6 protein-coding genes, 1 tRNA gene and 1 pseudogene are annotated in these 17,347 nt (G+C 74.1%); 2 read left to right on the plus strand and 6 right to left on the minus strand.

Translation table 11 applies throughout. The features are described 5' to 3' along the window. Nucleotides 1-5: 5 nt before the first annotated feature. The 4 genes from ACH5AC_RS33145 to ACH5AC_RS33160 are packed head-to-tail and all read right to left on the minus strand — an operon-like array spanning nucleotide 6 to nucleotide 3,348. Nucleotides 6-1,067 (minus strand): class I SAM-dependent methyltransferase, encoded by a 1,062-nt coding sequence (locus ACH5AC_RS33145; RefSeq protein ID WP_398865977.1) that lies wholly within the window; start codon nucleotides 1,065-1,067, stop codon nucleotides 6-8. Next, nucleotides 1,064-2,242: a glycosyltransferase gene (locus ACH5AC_RS33150; RefSeq protein WP_398865978.1), complete on the minus strand. Its 1,179-nt coding sequence runs from the start codon at nucleotides 2,240-2,242 to the stop codon at nucleotides 1,064-1,066. Before ACH5AC_RS33150 ends, ACH5AC_RS33145 begins: the two co-directional genes overlap by 4 nt. Then, nucleotides 2,239-3,036: an alpha/beta fold hydrolase gene (locus ACH5AC_RS33155; protein WP_398865979.1), complete on the minus strand. Its 798-nt coding sequence runs from the start codon at nucleotides 3,034-3,036 to the stop codon at nucleotides 2,239-2,241. The genes ACH5AC_RS33150 and ACH5AC_RS33155 overlap by 4 nt, the downstream gene beginning before the upstream one ends. Before the next feature lie 3 nt (nucleotides 3,037-3,039). Then, entirely contained in the window at nucleotides 3,040-3,348 is a 309-nt protein-coding gene (locus ACH5AC_RS33160; RefSeq protein WP_398865980.1) for an acyl carrier protein, read from the minus strand. 156 nt (nucleotides 3,349-3,504) lie between these two features. Between ACH5AC_RS33160 and ACH5AC_RS33165 the strand changes: the two are divergent. Further along, nucleotides 3,505-4,440 (plus strand): annotated as a pseudogene (locus ACH5AC_RS33165) (RNA-guided endonuclease InsQ/TnpB family protein). Nucleotides 4,441-4,470: 30 nt separating this feature from the next. On the opposite strand, the gene ACH5AC_RS33170 reads toward ACH5AC_RS33165, so the two are convergent. Further along, on the minus strand, nucleotides 4,471-9,702 hold the full coding sequence (locus ACH5AC_RS33170) for a beta-ketoacyl synthase N-terminal-like domain-containing protein (RefSeq protein ID WP_398865992.1): 5,232 nt from the start codon (nucleotides 9,700-9,702) through the stop codon (nucleotides 4,471-4,473). Between the two features lie 44 nt (nucleotides 9,703-9,746). Then, nucleotides 9,747-16,526: an SDR family oxidoreductase gene (locus ACH5AC_RS33175; RefSeq protein WP_398865981.1), complete on the minus strand. Its 6,780-nt coding sequence runs from the start codon at nucleotides 16,524-16,526 to the stop codon at nucleotides 9,747-9,749. Between the two features lie 454 nt (nucleotides 16,527-16,980). On the opposite strand from ACH5AC_RS33175, the gene ACH5AC_RS33180 reads away from it, so the two are divergent. Continuing rightward, a tRNA-Pro gene (locus ACH5AC_RS33180) sits at nucleotides 16,981-17,054 on the plus strand. Nucleotides 17,055-17,347: the final 293 nt, after the last annotated feature.

Raw genomic sequence — 17,347 nt, forward strand, 5'->3', positions numbered from 1 at the left:
ACGCCCTATGCGGACCGGCGCGCCACCACCCGATACGCGTTGGACAACCGGAGGCCCCGCGCCACGGTCCGCCCCAGGAGCCGATCGAGAAGCGTCGCCACGATCAGGAGAGGAATCCCGGCGAGGAGGAGGGCCTTGCGCACCGCACGCCGCACGGCCCCCGGCCGCTCCGCGAGCCACGGCGCGTCCTCACGCGGCGCGACATGATCCAGCGCCAGCCACGTCGTCGCCACCAGATCCACCGGATCATGCGCCTCGGCCCGCTGCTCCGCGACGACCGTGAAGCCCAGCTCCGCCAGCCGCTCCCGCAGATTGCCCACCGGTACGAAGTGCAGATGCTGCGGCTGCAGCCACGGCAGCCACCACCGCCCGAGCAGCCGCGCGTACCGGCTCTCGGGATCCGGCACCTCGATCACCAGATGCCCGCCCGGCCGCACCACCTCCCACGCGGCCCGCAGCTCACGCTCGGGATCGGTGCTGTGCTCCAGGTAGTGGAACATGCTCACCACGTCGTACCGACCGGCGAGTTCACCGGCCAGCTCCGGAAAGCTCCCCCGGTAGCCCCGCTCCACCCGCCCCTCCCGCTCGGCGAGTTCCGCGCCGTCGGTGAAGTCGAGCCCGTCGAAGACGGTACCCGGCAGGACCTCCCGCGCGGCGACGCAGAAGTGCCCGTGGCCGGTGCCGACGTCCAGCCAGGTCTTCGGCGCCGGGTCGTACGGCCGGACCGCCTCCGCGCGCCGCCGGTACAGCCCCATCCGCGCCCCGAAGGTGTTCCCGAGCTTCTGCTCGCCCAGCCCGTCGTAGAAGTCCCGGTAGTAGAACTCCAGGCCCGCCGCGTTCAGCCGGGGGTTCTGGAAGACGTGCCCGCACGCCCCGCACCGGTCGAGGACGAACCGGCCCGGCTTGTGCTGGAGCAGGTCGGTGGTGCGCAGCCGGGTCGTCAGCCGGTCCGAGCCGCACCACGGGCAGTCGGTGCGCCGGGGTTCGAAGAAGCGCTCGACGCCGGCGGCGATATCGGCCTGGTAGGCCGGTCGCAGGGCGTTGATCTGCTGCTCGATGTCGCTCACGCGGACTCCTCGGCCAGTAGTTCGAGATGGGAGGCGGCGGCCGGGGCACCGCCCGCCGCGCGGAACGCCGTACCGATGCGCTCGGCGGCGGCGCGGTAACCGGGTTCGTGCAGGACGGCGTCGAGTGCCGCCCCCAGCTTCGGCGCGCCGACCCGCCCGAACCGCACCCGCACCCCCGCCCCCGCGTCCACGACCTGCCCGGCCACCACGGGCTGGTCGTCACGGATGGGCGCCACGACGAGCGGAGCCCGATGCCACAGCGCCTCGCACACGGTGTTGTGCCCGGCGTGACAGACGACAGCCCCAACGCCTCTCTCCAGCAGGGCGAGTTGCGGCACCGATCCGACCACCAGCACGTCCTTGCCGTCAGGACCGGCGGCCGGTGCGCCACCCGGATCCACGATCACCCCCTGCACCCGGTCGGCCCGCTCCCGCAGCACGCCCCGGCACACGTCGAGGAAACGCCCCCCGGCGTCCGCGTTCGCCGTGCCCAACGTGACCAGCACGGTCGCCCGGCCGGGGTCGAGCCACTCCCAGGGGAAGCCCGACGTGACGGGGCGCGCGTCGATCGAGGGCCCGACCCAGCGGACCGCGCGCCCGGTCGCCGGTCCCGCCAACTCCGGTGTGCTGAAGGCGAGTACGAGATGAGGCGAGAAGCGTGGATCAGCCGTGCCCGACGGATCCCCGACCGTGTGCCGCAGCCCTGCCAGCCGCCCCTCGACCCATTCCCGCACCTTGGGCAGCCCGGCCAGCGGATCGGTCAGCTCGGCCGTGGTCGTCGCCGACGTCGCCCAGGGCACGCCCAGCCGCTCCGCGACCAGCGCGCCGGCGAACGCCTGCTGGTCGGCGACCACCACATCCGGCCGGAACCTCTCGACGGCCGCCCGCACCCCCGGGGCCATCGCCTCGGCCAGCGGCAGCAGATACCATTCCCACAGGAACCTCAGCGCCTCAGGACCGCGAAGGTCCGGCGGCCGCCGCGCCGCGTCCCCGCCGTGGGCGGGACCCGCGCACGGATGCACGAGCGGGTCGGCGCCCGCCAGCCGGGCGACCAGCTCCGCATCGGGACACACCCACGCCACCGTGTGTCCCCGCTCGGCCAGTCGCGCCGCCACCCCCACCACCGGGTTGATGTGGCCGACCAGCGGCGGGACGACGAACAGGAACCGGCTCACCGGACGGCCAGCCCGTCGGACTCCCGGATCAGGCCCAGGACATGCCCGCCCACGGTCCCCGCGGCCTCCACCAGCACCGAGTGCTCGTGCCCCGGGATCACCACCGTCCGGCAGTCGGGCAGCAACTCCTCCAACCAGGGCGCCTGTTCGGCGAGGTCGGAGTCACCGCCGTACACACCGAGCACCGTGCAGCCGACCGCCCGTATCTGATCGTCCGTCAACACCGCGCTGGCCGGGATGTCCTGCCCCAGCGTGGTCTCTCGGGCCAGGCGAGCCGCGCCCTTGGCCAGCCGGGCGGTCTGGCGGCCGCGGTGAGCGGCCACCCAGTCGAGCGCGTCGGACTCGTTGAGGGTGAGTTCGCCCACCACCCGGTCCAGGATGCGGCCGAGCTTCACCGCCCAGGCGCGAGTGGCCGGTTCGGACTCCACGAGGGACAGGCTCGCGACACGCTCGGGGTGGCGGGCCGCGTAACCGAACGCGATCGTGCCGCCGTAGGAGTTGCCGACCAGATGTAGGGGACGGCCGGTCAGCGAGAGCCGGTCGAGCAGCGCCTCCAGGTCGTCGATGTTGTGGTCCAGGGTGTAGCCGTCGACGGGGCGTTCGCTGCGGCCGTGGCCGCGCAGGTCGTACATCACCACATCGAGGCCGGCGGCGGCGAACGCGGGCGCCAGGGTGAAGTAGTGGCTGGCGAGGCTGTCGGTGAGCAGCCCGTGCACCAGCACCGCCGTGGGGCCGCCGCGCGGACCGATCCGCTGGACGTGCATCCGGACCCGGCCGGTGTCGACCATCGCCATGGGTCAGCTCGCCTCCACGGCCTTCAGACTGGTCACCACGTACTCGACGAGCCGTCCGACGGTCAGCTCGATGATCTCCTCGAACTCCATCCCGGCCAGGAACTCGGCGAAGTTGACCCGATCGCCGTAGCGCTCCTGGAGCAGCCCGGCGAGCGTGACCAGGTCGATGCTCTCCAGCTCCAGGTCCCGGTTGAAGCTCGTGTGCATCCCTATCTCGACGTCGTCGACGCCGTACTCGTCCTCCAGCAGGCGCGCCAGCATGCCCGTGAGATCGGCGAGGACCGCCTCCTCGGTGGCGGTGACGGGTTTCATCGGAGTCCTTTCGTGGATATCTCGTCCTTTGGGGCGGAGAGGAAACGAAACCCCTGCGGAGCAGGGCAAGGGGAGCCGGTTCGCCTCCGGGGCGGACCGGCGTCCGCCTCCAACTACCCGCAGCCCCTCACAAAGTGATGCGGTAGTACGTGAGCTGTGAAAGCCACCCACGTGAAGCGGGCGTTCAAGTACCGCTTCTATCCGACCGATGCGCAGGCAGCCGAGCTGTCCCGCACGTTCGGCTGCGTGCGGAAGATCTACAACCTGGCTCTTGCGGCGCGCACGGACGTGTGGACGCGGCAGGAGCGGGTGAACTACGACCAGACGTCGGCGATGCTGACGGCCTGGAAGAAGACCGAGGAACTCGCATACCTCAACGACGTCTCCTCCGTGCCGCTCCAACAGCCCCTCCGGCACCTCCAGGTGGCGTTCACCAACTTCTTCGGCAAGCGGGCGAAGTACCCGCGTTTCAAGTCGCGGAAGAAGTCGCGGAAGTCGGCGGAGTACACCACCAGCGCGTTCCGGTTCCGGGACGGCAGGCTGACCATGGCGAAGATGGCGGACCCGCTCGATATCGCGTAGTCCCGTGCGCTCCCCGAGGGTGCGTCGCCGTCCACGGTGACGGTGTCGCAGGATGCGGCCGGACGCTGGTTCGTGTCCCTGCTGTGTGAGGACCCGTCCGTCCAACCGCTTCCAGCCACAGATACGGCCGTCGGCATCGACGTCGGACTCGACCACCTGCTGACCCTGTCCACCGGGGAGAAGGTCTCCAACCCCCGGCACGAGCGGCGTGACCGTGCGCGCCTGGCCAAGGCCCAGTGGTACGGCCGCGAAGTGATCGCGATCGACCGCTGGTTCCCCTCCTCCAAGCTGTGCTCCGTCTGCGGCAGCTTGCAGGACAAGATGCCTCTGCATGTCCGCGCGTGGACGTGCGACTGCGGGACGACCCACGACCGGGACGTGAACGCGGCGAAGAACATTCTGGCCGTCGGGCTGACGGCGTCTGTCTGTGGAGCTGGTGTAAGACCTCAACGGAGAACTCCGGGCGGGCAGTCGGCGATGAAGCAGAAACCCCCACGGCGCGAGCCGTAGGAATCTCCCTTCTTCAGGAGGGAGAGGAAGTCAACGGTCGTGCTCCTCCTCCTGCTCGGCGCCGGTGGTCCAGGCGACGACGTACTCCCGGTGCGGCAGCCGGGGCGGATTGGCGGCCGGTGCGCAGCGCACCGGGTAGGCGCGTGCCAGCCGGCCGGACACGGTCAGCAGTTCGCCGGCCGGCGCGGCGTCCAGGACCGCGAAGTCCCGGGGCCGGCCGCCGAACCCGGTGCCCTCCGCCTTGGCGACCGCCTCCTTCGCCGCCCAGAAGCGGGTGAACCACAGCGCCTGCGGCTCACCGGAAGCCGCGCAGAGCCGGTGCAGCAGCCGGATCTCCTGCGGACCGAGCGCGGTCGCCACCGTCTGCGGGTCCCGGTCGGTGACCTCCTCGATGTCGATGCCGGGTCCGGGTCCCGGTGTGTGCGGGCGGACGATCGCGACACCCGCCTCCGCGCGGTGCGCCAATGACACGTCCAGCGGCGGCAGTCGCCGCCCGTGCACCCCGACTACGTACGGACGCCCCGCCGCGTCGTTGCGCACCCGCAGCTCCGCCGGGAACACCGGGCCCTCACCGTGGTCCCACAGCCACCGCCGTACGGCGTCCTTGACGGCGATCCGCCCCAGCAGCCACTGCCGACGTCCGCGCGGGGCATGCTGCGCGTACTCCGAACGCTCCTCCTCGCCCAGCGAGTTGCGCATGATCAGCTCCCTGGAGGCCAGGTCCGGCCACCGCTCGTGCAGCAGCGTCCAGCCGCCCGGCCGGGGCTCGGACAGCGTGTTGCGGTCGGGGAAGCGCTCGACGGGCCGGGTCGTCGGATCGTTGTCGAACCGGCGGTCCTGCCAGCCGTAGAGCTCCGCCCACACCTCGCCCGCGACCGTCAGCTGTACGTCGGCCTCGAGCACGGCGTCGGTGAGCGAGGTGATCCGCACCAGGCATTCCACGTCCGTGCCGGGCGCCGGGTGCGGCCCGTGGAACCGCATCTCACGCATCCCGACCGGGAACACCACCGTGCGCTCCGAGCGGGTCGCCATGATCCAGTAGCCGAGGATCTGACCGACGTTGTCCAGCAGGGCGCCGGGCGCCGGCGGGGTGGTGATGACACCGCGGATGTGCCGCTCGCCGATCGCGGTGAGCTCGCTGACACCCTGGAACGCCGGGCCGTGGAACATCCAGCGCTCGCTGTAGAGCTGGGCCGCGGTGTGGTCGGGTGTGCGCTCGGACGCCGGATCCGTGCGCCACGGGGCGGGCGGCGGCGCCGGGTACCGGTCGGCGAGCTCCACGGTGGCGCGGGCCCGCGGCCCGAACGACACGGCGAGCCGGTCCCCGCCCTCCGGCGTGACCGCCACCGGCACGTCCACCGCCGGCGTGGCCGTCAGCCACTCCTCGAACCGCGCCCCGTGCACCCCGACCGGCAGCCTCCCGGGCGCCGCCCGCCCGGCGGCGTCCATGATGTGCCGCACGATCGTCGTCGCCGGAACCACCGGCCAACGGTCGGCCACATCCGGCCAGCCGGGCCGCTGCGGGAAGAAGCAGTGGTCCAGGAGATACGGCATGGTCTCCGGGGAGACCCGGACGGTCCCGTGCCAGGCGGCGGCCACGAGGCCCTGCGCACCCGAATCCGAAGAAGCGGCCGCCAAGGACGCCGACACAGCCCCGGCCCGCCCGACGGCGCCCTGCGCGACCGGGGGCGGTGTGGCGGGGGCCCGCATACCGGTGACCTGTGCGGCGGGGGCAGGCGTGGCAGGGAGCCGTGGCGCGGTGCCCTGCGCGGCGGTGCCCTGGGCAGCGGAGGTCGGGGTGGCAGGGGCTTGTGGCGCGGTGCCGGGTCTGGCAGGGGGCGGCGTGGTGGGTGCCCGCATGCCGGTGGCGTGTGTGGTGGGGGCCAGAGCGGCAGGGGGTCGTGGCGCGGTGCCCTGCGCGGCCCCGGCGCTTCGCGCGGCCGACATGAGCGCGGCTGCTGTCTCCGCCGTGTCCCGCAGCAGCGCGTCCAGTTCGGCGGCGACGGGGAACCGGGCGGCGAGTGCATCGAGGGGCGACCTGCCGGAGGACAGGGCGGCGGCGCCGCCCACGGCGGCCCGGCCCTCTGAGGGTGCGGTCGGTTGGACGGTGCCCGCCGTCGGCATCGAGGCTGTGTCAGCGGGTGCTGTCGGCTGGCTGGTGCTCGTCGTCGGTCTGGTGGCCGGGTCAGCTGCGGGTGTCGTCGGCTGGGTGGTGGACGTGGTCGGCCCGTTGGTCGGGACGTCTGGGGGTGTCGTCGGCTGGGTGGCCAGGGTCCCCCGGGTTGTCGTCCTGTGCGTGTTGCCCGTCGTCGGTCTGGTGGCTGGGTCAGCTGCGGGTGTCGTCGGCTGGGTGGCACGTGTCCCTGGCCCGGCGGTCGGGGCACCGGCCGGTGCCGCCAGGCCGGCGCCCACCTCGGCCCGTAGCTCCGCCAGCGTCTCCGGCGGCAGCGATACCAGGGCACCGTCGAGATTCAGCCGCACGGGCGCGCGTACGGCGCCCGCCCGCCCACCGTCCGCCGCCGACGCCACCCTCGGCAGCGATGACGTCCCCGCCGGTGGTGACGGCGCCCCCGTCCGCGGCGACGGCGCCTCCGCAGGCCGCGACGGCGCCTCCGCAAGCTGCGCAGTCGCCCCCGCCGGTCGCCCAGTCGCACCCGCACCGGTTCCCGCCGGCAGCGACGGCGCGACCCCCGCCCCCGCCGTCCACAGCGCGGTCGCCACCCGGCGGAGCTGGGCGAGCCCGTCCCGGTGGGGCGAGTTGGCAGGAACTACGAGGTGGTCTCGGTCGCCGAGCGTGTCGTCGATCAGTGAGCCCAGCCGGCCGGGGCCGACCTGGACATACGCCCGGTGGCCGGCCGCGTACAGGGCCTCGGTGAGTTGCCGGAAGCGGACCGGCTCCAGCAGGTGCCGCAGGAACAGGGCCCGGATGTCCGCCTCGTCGGACGGAAAGGGCGCGGCGGTCGTCCCGGACCAGACGGGCACGGCCGGTGGGCGCAGCCGGAAACGCGCGGCGGCCTCGCGGATCGGGCCGAGGTGGGGTTCCAGCATCGGCGTGTGGAAGCCGGAGCGGAACGGCAGCACCTGACTCAGCACACCCCGGGCGCGGAACGCGCGCACGAAGCCGTCCACCGCCGTGTCCGGGCCGCACACCATCGACTGACCGGGCGCGTTGTCGTGCGAGAGGACGAGACCGGCCTCGGCCCAGCCGTCGTCGCGCAGCGCCGTCAGCACCCGCTCAGCGGGCGCGCCGATCGCACCGAAGGCGAGGCCGGGCACCGACACCGAGTCGGGGTCGAAGTCCGCCATGAACGCGTCGACCTCGTCGCCGTCGTACATCCCGCCGGACACCATCGCCGTCCACTCGCCCACACTGTGCCCGGCGACCGCGTCCGGCACGATCCCGGCCCGGCGCAGCGCGGTGTCCAGCAGCCGACCCACGGCGACCACACCGAAGCCGTGCCGGCCGACGTCCCCGACGCCCTCCTCCGCCACGGCCGGCCGCGCCAGCCCGAAGTGGGCGGCCACGTCGTCGACGCGCGGCGCGAAGTCACCCTCCAGACCCGGGAAGACGAACGCCAGCCGACCAGCTCCCGCACCTCCCAGCAGCGGCCCGGGCCGGAACCAGACATCACTGCGCCCCTGCCACGCCCGCCCCTTGCCCACCGCACGCCGCGCCAGGGCGAGCCGCTTGGCCGTCGGCTCGACGATCCCGAGCCGCACCCGCCCCGCCGCAAGGTGCGGCCGCGCCGGGTCCAGCCCGGTCGCCCGTACGACGCCGTCGTCGGCGTCGAGCAGCCCGGCGAGCCCTTCGACGGTGTCGGCGGCGAGCAACAGCACCCGCTCGGGCTCCGCCACCCGCACCGGACCACCAGCGGCCCCGACAGCCCCCGGCGCCTCCTCCAGCACCACATGCGCGTTGATCCCGCCGAACCCGAAGGCGTTCACGGCGGCCCGCCGCACCGGCTGTGCGTCGGAGGTCTCCCAGGGTGCCGCCTCGGCGAGGGCACGGAAGCGCGTGCGGGCCAGCGCCGGGTGCGGGTCGTCGCAGTGCAGGGTCGGCAGCAGCGTGCGGTGGTGGACGGCGAGCGCGGCCTTGACCAGACCGGCCACCCCGGCGGCGGGCATGGTGTGCCCGATCATCGACTTCACCGAGCCGATCACCGCGCGCTGCCCGTCACCGGTGCCGAACACTTCCGCCAGGGTGGTGAGTTCGGCCGTGTCACCGGCCGGAGTCGCGGTGCCGTGTGCCTCCAGCAGGCCGATCGAACCGGGCTCGGCCGGGTCGAGCCCGGCGGCCTCCCACGCCTGCCGCACCGCCAGCGCCTGACCGCCGGGGTCGGGGTTGACCAGCCCGGCCGCACGGCCGTCGCTCGCCACGCCCGTGCCCCGGATCACCGCGTACACCCGGTCACCGTCCCGCTCGGCGTCCGCCAGCCGCTTGAGCACCACCACGCCGGTGCCCTCGCCGACGAGGATGCCGTCGGCGTCCCGGTGGAAGGGGCGGATGCGCTGGCTGGGGGAGAGGGCCCGCAGCTGGGAGAAGACGCTCCACAGTGTGATGTCGTGGCAGTGGTGGACACCCCCGGCCAGCATCACGTCACAGCGGCCGGTGGCGAGTTCGCCGACCGCCTGGTCGACCGCGACCAGCGAGGAGGCACAGGCCGCGTCCACCGTGTACGCCGGACCGCGCAGGTCGAGCCGGTTGGCGACCCGGGACGCCGCGAGGTTGGGCACCAGCCCGATCGCCGACTCCGGACTGTCGGGCCCGAGCCGCTCGGTGAACGCGCGCTTCACACCGGCCAGTTGGTCGTCCGTCAGCCCGGGCACCAGCTCACCCAGTGTCCGCACGAGCTGGCCCGCCGTCCGCACCCGCTGGTCCAGCCGGACCAGACCCGGCGTGAGGTAGCCGCCCCGGCCCAGCACGACACCGATCCGCCGCCGGTCGGGCAGCCGGTCCGGGCCGCCCGCGTCGGCGAGCGCGGCGGCCGCCACATGCAGCGCGATCAGCTGGTCCGGCTCGGTGCCCGCCACCGACGCCGGCATGATCCCGAACCGGGTGACCTCCACCTCGGCCAGCCCGTCCACGAACCCGCCCCGCCGGCAGTACACCCGGTCCGCGACGGCCGCCTCCCCGGCGGCCCCGGGCCGGTAGTAGTCCGCGTCCCACCGCCCCTGAGGCACATCGTCGATCGCGTCGACGCCGTCGCACAGATTCCGCCAGTAGGCGTCCAGGTCGGCGGCGCCCGGCAGCAGCACCGCCATCCCGACGATGGCGACCGGAATTTGACGATCCGTCACCGCGCCCGTCACCAGCCGGACGCCGTGTAGACGACTGCGTCGGTGGACGGGTCGCCCCAGGCCAGCTCCCGCAGCAGCGCGGCCGTGCCCTCCTCGGGGTCGATGAGCCGGACGCCGCGCCGGGCGTACTCCCGCGCCAGCTCCGGACCCACCATCCCGGCATGCCCTGCGGCGGGCGCCCACGGCCCCCAGTGCACGGTCAGCGCCCGGTGCCCGGTCCGGGCCGCCCAGTCGGCGCCCAGCGTCTCCAGCGCGTCGTTGGCCGCCGCGTAGTCCACCTGCCCCCGGTTGCCCAGCACAGCCGCGATGCTGCCGAACAGCACGGTGAAGGCGGGCCCCTCGGGCAGCTCCTCCAACGCCGTGAGCAGCGCCTGCGCGCCCGTCGCCTTGGTGCCGTAGACCCGCTGGAAGGACTCCGGCGTCTTCTCCGCGACCAGCCGGTCCTCGATCACCCCGGCCGCGTAGACCACCCCGTCGAGGCGTCCGTGCTCGGCGTGGATCTCCTTCACCGCCTGCAGCACCGCATCCGGCTCCCGGAAGTCGACCGAGCGGTAGCGGGCCCGGCTGCCGAGCGCGGCCAGCTCCGCCAGGGTGGCGGTGATCTCCCGCTGCGCCAGCAGGAGTTCGGCCGCCCGGTTGATCTCCGCCGGCTTCAGCCCGCCCCGCGCGGCGAGCACCGCGCGCAGTTCGGCCGCGGAACGCGCGGCGGCCGTCTCCGGGTCTTCCGGACCGTCCGGCGCGGGGGTCCGGCCCAGCAGCTCCAGCCGGCACCGGGAGGCACCGGCGAGCGCCGCGGCGAACTGCGCGGTGATGCCCCGCGCACCGCCCGCCAGCACCACGACCGCCTCCTGGTCCAGCCCCAGCGCGGCGGCCTCGGCGGCCCCGTCCCCGGCGGGCCCGGCCCCCGTGCTGCCCAGCGTGCCGAGCGGCGCCTCGACCAGCTCGTAACCCTGCCGTCCCGCCGCCGCGCGCCGCACGACCGGCGTCCGGTCGGCCGCGACGATCTCACCGAGGACGACGTCGGCGAGCGCCGCGTCACCGCCCTCGACGATCCGCGCGACCGTCCCCGGATACTCCCGGGCGAGCGTACGGAACAGCCCCGGCAGCCCCGCCGACGCCGTCCCGTCCGGCGAGCCGACGGCCAGCAGCCACCGCGGCTCACGCAGCACGGCCGCCTTCAGCACGGGGAACGCCTCGGGCAGCACCGGCGCCCCGCCGGCCGCGAGCGCGCCGAGGTACAGCACACCGTCCACGGGCCCGTCCGCGTCCGTCAGCACGTGCTCCGCGTCGCGTACGACGACGTCGGCGCCGTGGGCGGTCAGACGCGCGCCCGTCTCGCCGCCGTCGCCGAGGACCACCCACCGGGTGCCGGCCAGCACCTGCGTGGGGTCCCGCTCCTCGGCAGGCTCCTCGATGAGCACCGGCCGGAGCACATGCCGCCGGGGCGGCTCACCGGTCACCCCGGGCGACCCGGAGGACACCGCGGGCACGACGGGGGCCGGCGCGTCCAGCCGCGCGGTCAGCCAGTCGGTCACCGCGGCCGCCGTACGCGCCTTGGCCAGCTCCTCCACCTCGGCGTCGTCCAGCGCGGTCAGGTCCGCGCCGTCCCCGACACCGAGCCGCCGGGCGAGTTCCCCCGCGATCTCGGCGCGCTTGATGGAGTCGATGCTGAGGTCGGCCTCCAGGTCCAGGTCCGGTTCGATCATGTCGATCGGGTAGCCGGTGCGCTCGCTGATGATCTCCAGGACGACCTGCTGGACGTCCACGGGACCGGCGGACCCGACGGGCTCCGGCTCCGCGTTCTCGACGGCGGCAACGGCTGCCGACTGCTCGGCGACCGCCACCGGCAGCTGCACCGGTACGGGCGCGGGGACCGTCGTACCCGGCACCGCCCCGAAGTACGTGAGCAGCACGTCCCGTTGGGCGGCGATCATCTCCCGGCTGGTGCGCAGGAACTCGGCGATGAGGGCGTCCCGGTCGGACGGGGCGCCGAGTGGGGGGTTCGTCGTCACAGTCGTCTCCACGCTCTCCACGACTCGTCGGGCCGGTGCCAGCGCACCGGGCAGGAGGTCTCCGGCGGCGGTCCGCACGAGCTGCCCGTCCACCGTCCAGCCGGGCCGTTTCGGCGCGGGGGCGCGCAGTGCGTCGACGGCGTCCCGGCCGCGCAGCAGCCACTCGGCGCGCACCGGCTGCCCGGCGACGGCCAGCCGGGCCAGCGCGTCCAGCCAGTCGCGCAGGCCGCCGCCCGGCCGGGGCTCGCAGGCCACCGTGCGGTGCGGGCGGTCGCCGAGGATCCGCCCGACCAGCCGGGTCAGCACCGACCCCGGTCCGGCCTCGACGAAGAGGCGCGCCCCGGCCGCGTACATCGCCTCGATCTGCTCCACGAAGGCCACGGGCGCGCCGATCTGCGCGGCGAGTCCGGCCCGTACGGCGTCCGCGTCGGCCGTGTACGGCGCGGCCGTGCGGTTGGCCCACACCGGGAACTCCGGTGCATGTACGGGGAGTTGGGCGAGCACCTCGGCGAAGCGGTCCCCGGCGCCGGCCACCAGCGGGCTGTGGAAGGCGCAGGCCACCGGGATGCGCTTGGCGCCCAGTCCGGCCGCGCGCAGCAGCCGTACGGCCTCGGTCACGGCGTCGGACGGTCCCGAGATCACCGTCTGGTCGGGCGCGTTGCGGTTGGCGACCACGACCGACCCGGGGGCGCCCGCGCCGGCGAGCGCGGCGGAGACGTCCTCGGCGCCGGCCGACACCGCGGCCATGCCGCCCGGCTCCTCACCGGCGGCCGCGAGGATCGCCTCGGCCCGCGCCACGCTCAGCTCCAGCAGGGTGGCCGGGTCGAGGGCCCCGGCCGCGCACAGGGCGACCAACTCGCCGTAGCTGTGCCCGGCCGCCATGTCGGGACGCACCCCGGCGGCGCCGAGCAGTGCGTGCGCGGCGAGCCCGGCGATCCCGAGCGCGGGCTGCGCCGCCCGGGTGTCGGTGAGGGCGGCCCGCTGCCGCTCGCGGGCGGCCTCGTCGAAGGCGGCCGGCGGGTAGAGCGGCTCGGCGTGGGCGCGACCGAGCTCCAGATAGTGGCGCAGCTCCGGGAAGGCGACGAACAGTTCGGCGAGCATGCCGGGGCGCTGGCTGCCCTGCCCGGGGAAGAGGAAGGCGACCTCGCCGTCGACGGGCGCGTCGGCCAGATGCACACCCTGGGCCGGTTCGTGCTCGCCGGCCAGCGCACGGCGCAGCTTTACGGTCAGGTCGTCCAGGTCGCCGGCCACGACCGCGATCCGTACCGGGTCGCCGGACGCGTCGGCGCGGCGGGCGGCGCCCAGTGCCAGGTCGCGCAGCCGCCACGGCCGCCCCTCGGCCTCGGCGGCGGTCAGCAGCTCCCGCGCCGCCCGCTGGGCCGTCGTCTCGTCCCGGCCCCGGAACAGGAACAGCTCGGCAGGCCAGGCGTCGAGGCCGCGGACGGGGGACCCGCTGCCGTCGTAAGCACCCAGCACCACATGGAAGTTGGTGCCGCCGAACCCGAACGCGCTGACTCCGGCGAGGCGTTCGCGTGCCGGTGCCGCCCAGGGCCGGGCCTCGGAGTGGAAGGCGAACGGGCTGGTGTCCGCGTCCCAGGCCGGGTTGGGGCGCTCCATGTGCAGCGTGGGCGGGCGGACGCCCGTGTGCAGCGCCAGGACCGTCTTGATCAGACCGGCCAGCCCGGCCGCGCACTTGGTGTGCCCGATCTGCGACTTGACCGAGCCCAGCACACAGCCGCCCGGCTCGGCCCCGGCGGCGCCGAACACCTCGCTGAGGATGGACAGTTCGGTGCGGTCCCCGACCACGGTCCCGGTGCCGTGCGCCTCGACCAGTCCCACCTCGGCGGGGGAGACACCCGCGTTGCGGTAGGCCCGCTCCAGCGCGGCCCGCTGGCCCTCGGGCCGGGGCGCGGTCAGGCCCAGGGAGCGGCCGTCGCTGGAACTGCCGAGCCCCTTGATCACACCGTAGATCCGGTCGCCGTCCCGCTCGGCGTCCGCCAGCCGCTTCAGCACCACGCACGCCACACCCTCGCCCAGCGCGATGCCGTCCGCCGAGGAGTCGAAGGCGCGGGAGCGCCCGGTGGGGGAGAGGGCGTGCACCGAGGAGAACAGCACATAGTCGTTGATGCCGTTGTGCAGGTCGGCGCCCCCGCACAGCACCACATCGCTGGTGCCCGCCACGAGTTCCTTGCAGGCGACGTCCACGGCGGCCAGCGAGGAGGCGCAGGCGGCGTCGACGGTGTAGTTGGCGCCGCCGAGATCGAGCCGGTTGGCGATCCGCCCGGAGATCACGTTGGCGAGCATGCCGGGGAAGGAGTCCTCGGTGAGCCGGGGCAGCTGACCGTCCATCCCCTCCGGGACACGGCCGTAGTAGGAGGGCAGTACGGCCCGCAGTGTCGCCGCGTTGGACAGGTCGCTGCCGGCTTCCGCGCCGAACACCACCGAGGTGCGTGAGCGGTCGAACCGCCGTCCTCCGTCGCCGTATCCGGCGTCGTCCAGGGCGCGCCGGGCGGCCTCCAGGGACAGCAGCTGGACCGGTTCGATGCTGCCGAGGGAGGCGGGCGGGATGCCGTAGGACAGCGGGTCGAAGGGGATACGGGGCAGGAAGCCGCCCCACTTGGAGTCGGTGGACGTGCCGTGGTGCACGGCAGGGTCCCAGCGTTCCGGCGGCACCTCGGTGACGGCGTCCCGGCCGCCGACGACGTTCGCCCAGAAGGTGGGCAGATCCGGGGCCTGCGGGAACATGCAGGCCATGCCGACGACAGCGATGTCGAGCGGCACGGGGGCCGCCGGGACCGGCTCCGGTGCCCTCAAGTGCCGTAACGCCGCAGCCCGTTCGGTGAGGAAGTCGGCTGCCCCGGTGGTCACCGAGTGGTGCAGCGCCGCGATCGTGGTGGTCGCCGAGCGCAGCACCGCGACCTGCCCGGCCATGAACATGCCCTCGGCGAGCTGGCGTTCCTCGCCGACGGGTGCGAGCGCGCCGGCCGCGTCGCGCTCCACGCCCTTGCTGGCGACGCGCAGCCGGCCGACGTTGAGCCGCTCCAGCTCCTCCCAGATCCGCCTGTCGGGCACGCCCTCGGCGCGCAGCCGCGCCTCCTCGGCGCGGAAGTCGGCCGCGAAGGGGCTGGGCACACAGCGGGTGGCGTGACCCGGCGCCGACTCCAGCAGGGTGGTGCGTTCCGCACTCAACACCTGCCGCTGGAACAGCGGTTGGATCGCGCCGTGCGCCACCGCCTCCTCGGTGAACAGATAGGCGGTGCCCATCAGCACGCCGACGGCGGCGCCGCGCGCGGTCAGCGGGGCGGTGAGCGCGGTGATCATGGCCGCCGACCGCTCGTCGTGCACCCCGCCCGCCAGGAACACCTCCACGCCCTCGGCGCTGCCGTCCGCGAAGTGGTCCTCCAGCACGGCCAGTTGGGCCTCCCACAGCGGAAAACCCGCCCGGGGCCCCACATGCCCGCCGCACTCCGCGCCCTCGAACACGAACCGGCGGGCCCCGGCCTGCAGGAACTGCCGCAGCAGGCCCGGCGACGGCACATGCAGGAAGGTGCGGATGCCGTCCCGCTCCAGCGCCTCGGCCTGTGCGGGCCGCCCGCCCGCGATGATCGCGTGCGTCGGCCGGATCTCCCGCACCGCCGCCAGCTGCGCGGCCCGTACGTCCTCCGGGGCGAACCCGAGCACGCCCACGCCCCACGGACGCTCACCCACCGCGTCCCGGGTCGCCGTGAGCATCTCGCGGGTCCGTTCCCCGTCCGCCAGCGCCAGTGCCAGGAACGGCAGCGCGCCGTCCCCGGCCACGGCCGCCGCGAACGCCGCCTGGTCGCTCACCCGCGTCATCGGCCCCTGTGCGACGGGCAGCCGCGTGCCGAGTGCCCGGCTCATCGGCGACTCCGGCCGCAGCGCCCTCAGCGGCCCGTCGTCGCGTACGACGTCCCCGACCGCGTCGGCCAGCGCGCGCACGGTCCGCCGTACGTCCCCCCAGCGCTCGGCGAACCGGGCGGCGAGGAAGCCGTCCTGCCCCACGGGCAGCAGCTGGGTGCGCGGATCCTGGGCGCCCAGCAGGGCGGACACGGCCTCCGGTTCCTCCGGCAGCGGCGGGGCGTCCGGGCCACGGCGGCGCAGGACGCGGTGACCTGCCACGACGACCGTCTCGGAGCCGTCCAGGGACCGTAACGCGGCGGCGGCCGGGCCGGGCAGGGCGGACTCCGCGAGCAGGGCCAGCTGACTGTCGAGCACCACCCCCGCGGCACCGCCGGCCACCGCGGCGGCGGCCGTACGCGGACCGATGCCTCCGCACGCCCACACCGGCAGCTCCAGCGCGGGCTCGCCGAGCAGCTGCTGGAGCAGCACGAAGGTGCTCAACTCCCCGACGCGGCCCCCGCATTCGTCGCCGCGTGCGATCAGGCCGTGCGCCCCGGCACGGGCCGCCTCCCGGGCGCCCGCGAGATCGACGACCTCCACCAGCACACGCGGGAAGACGGCGAGCGCGTCGCCGACCGACCAGGCGGCGTCCGGCGCCAGCACCGCCGTACGCGGCGGGCCGGGATCCACATCCCCCGGCCGCAGGCGGCAGCGCGGGCCGATCCGGACGCCGAACGGGCCCTCGCCCGCGTCGCGCAGCCGCGCCAGCGCCTCACGTGCCCGGCGGTCGCCGTCGCCCAGGTCGAGCACTCCCAGTCCGCCGGCGCGTCCCACGGCCAGGGCGAGTCCGGCATCGGGTTCGCCGAACGGAGTGATACCGATGATCAGGTCCTCGGAACGCACAGCGGACGTCATGGTTCTCCGAATCGGGTGAAACTGACGGAAAGGCGCTAGCGCGAAACGCGTTGAAAGGTAGACCGCTTGTTACTCGCTGGTCAATAAGCCAACAGTTGCGTGGTCAGGGGCCGCATCGATTCGGTCAGCAGCGCGATCACGGCCACTGGGGCGGAAACCGGACCAAAGCCTTTTCCCGGCCGCCCTGTTTACTCCGCTCTCACGTCGGCGAAACACGATCGCCCGATGAAAAGGTGCCCATCGGGGGTCGCATGTCCCCATCCGGGCGCACTTTTCCGGCATTCCGTAGCCGCCGGGGAAATTCCTTGTGTCGAACCCGGACTGACCAAGAAGAGCTCAAGAGGGTCCGCTCGCCGGGACGGGCCACCCCCTCGCCTGTCCCCGGCACGGGTGCCCGCCACCGTAGGGTAGGGTTTACCTGCGTGTTCGCGTGGTTCACCGCCGCGGAGCGCAACGGGACGTGGCGCAGCTTGGTAGCGCACTTGACTGGGGGTCAAGGGGTCGCAGGTTCAAATCCTGTCGTCCCGACTTGCGAACGTGCAGGTCAGAGGCCGTACTGGAGGACTCCAGTACGGCCTCTGGTCGTTTTTGGGGTCAAACGGTGCGTTGACCTTGACCCTCTGGCCGGCCCTCCGCGGTGGGATCCCGCGCCTGTCGGTGACGGCTCGAGGTTGCCTCATGTGAGTTGGGTTCCGCATCACGCAACGTCGGGAACCGGTCCGGAGTGCCCTCTGCATGCCTTGACAAGGGTTGTGGGCGACTCCAGACTGATGTTGCGCTTACCGCAATCAGTTTCGCTATACGCACCGAGGTGGTCATGT

Source organism: Streptomyces sp. NPDC018693 (assembly GCF_044391385.1).
In the GTDB taxonomy this organism is placed as follows: Bacteria; Actinomycetota; Actinomycetes; order Streptomycetales; family Streptomycetaceae; genus Streptomyces.

What these genes read in the sequence shown, in the direction of transcription:
- ACH5AC_RS33155 (WP_398865979.1), bottom strand. Translation starts at nt 3,036, where the DNA reads ATGGCGATGGTCGACACCGGCCGGGTCCGGATGCACGTCCAGCGGATC.
- ACH5AC_RS33160 (WP_398865980.1), bottom strand. Translation starts at nt 3,348, where the DNA reads ATGAAACCCGTCACCGCCACCGAGGAGGCGGTCCTCGCCGATCTCACG.
- ACH5AC_RS33170 (WP_398865992.1), bottom strand. Translation starts at nt 9,702, where the DNA reads ATGGCGGTGCTGCTGCCGGGCGCCGCCGACCTGGACGCCTACTGGCGG.
- ACH5AC_RS33175 (WP_398865981.1), bottom strand. Translation starts at nt 16,526, where the DNA reads ATGACGTCCGCTGTGCGTTCCGAGGACCTGATCATCGGTATCACTCCG.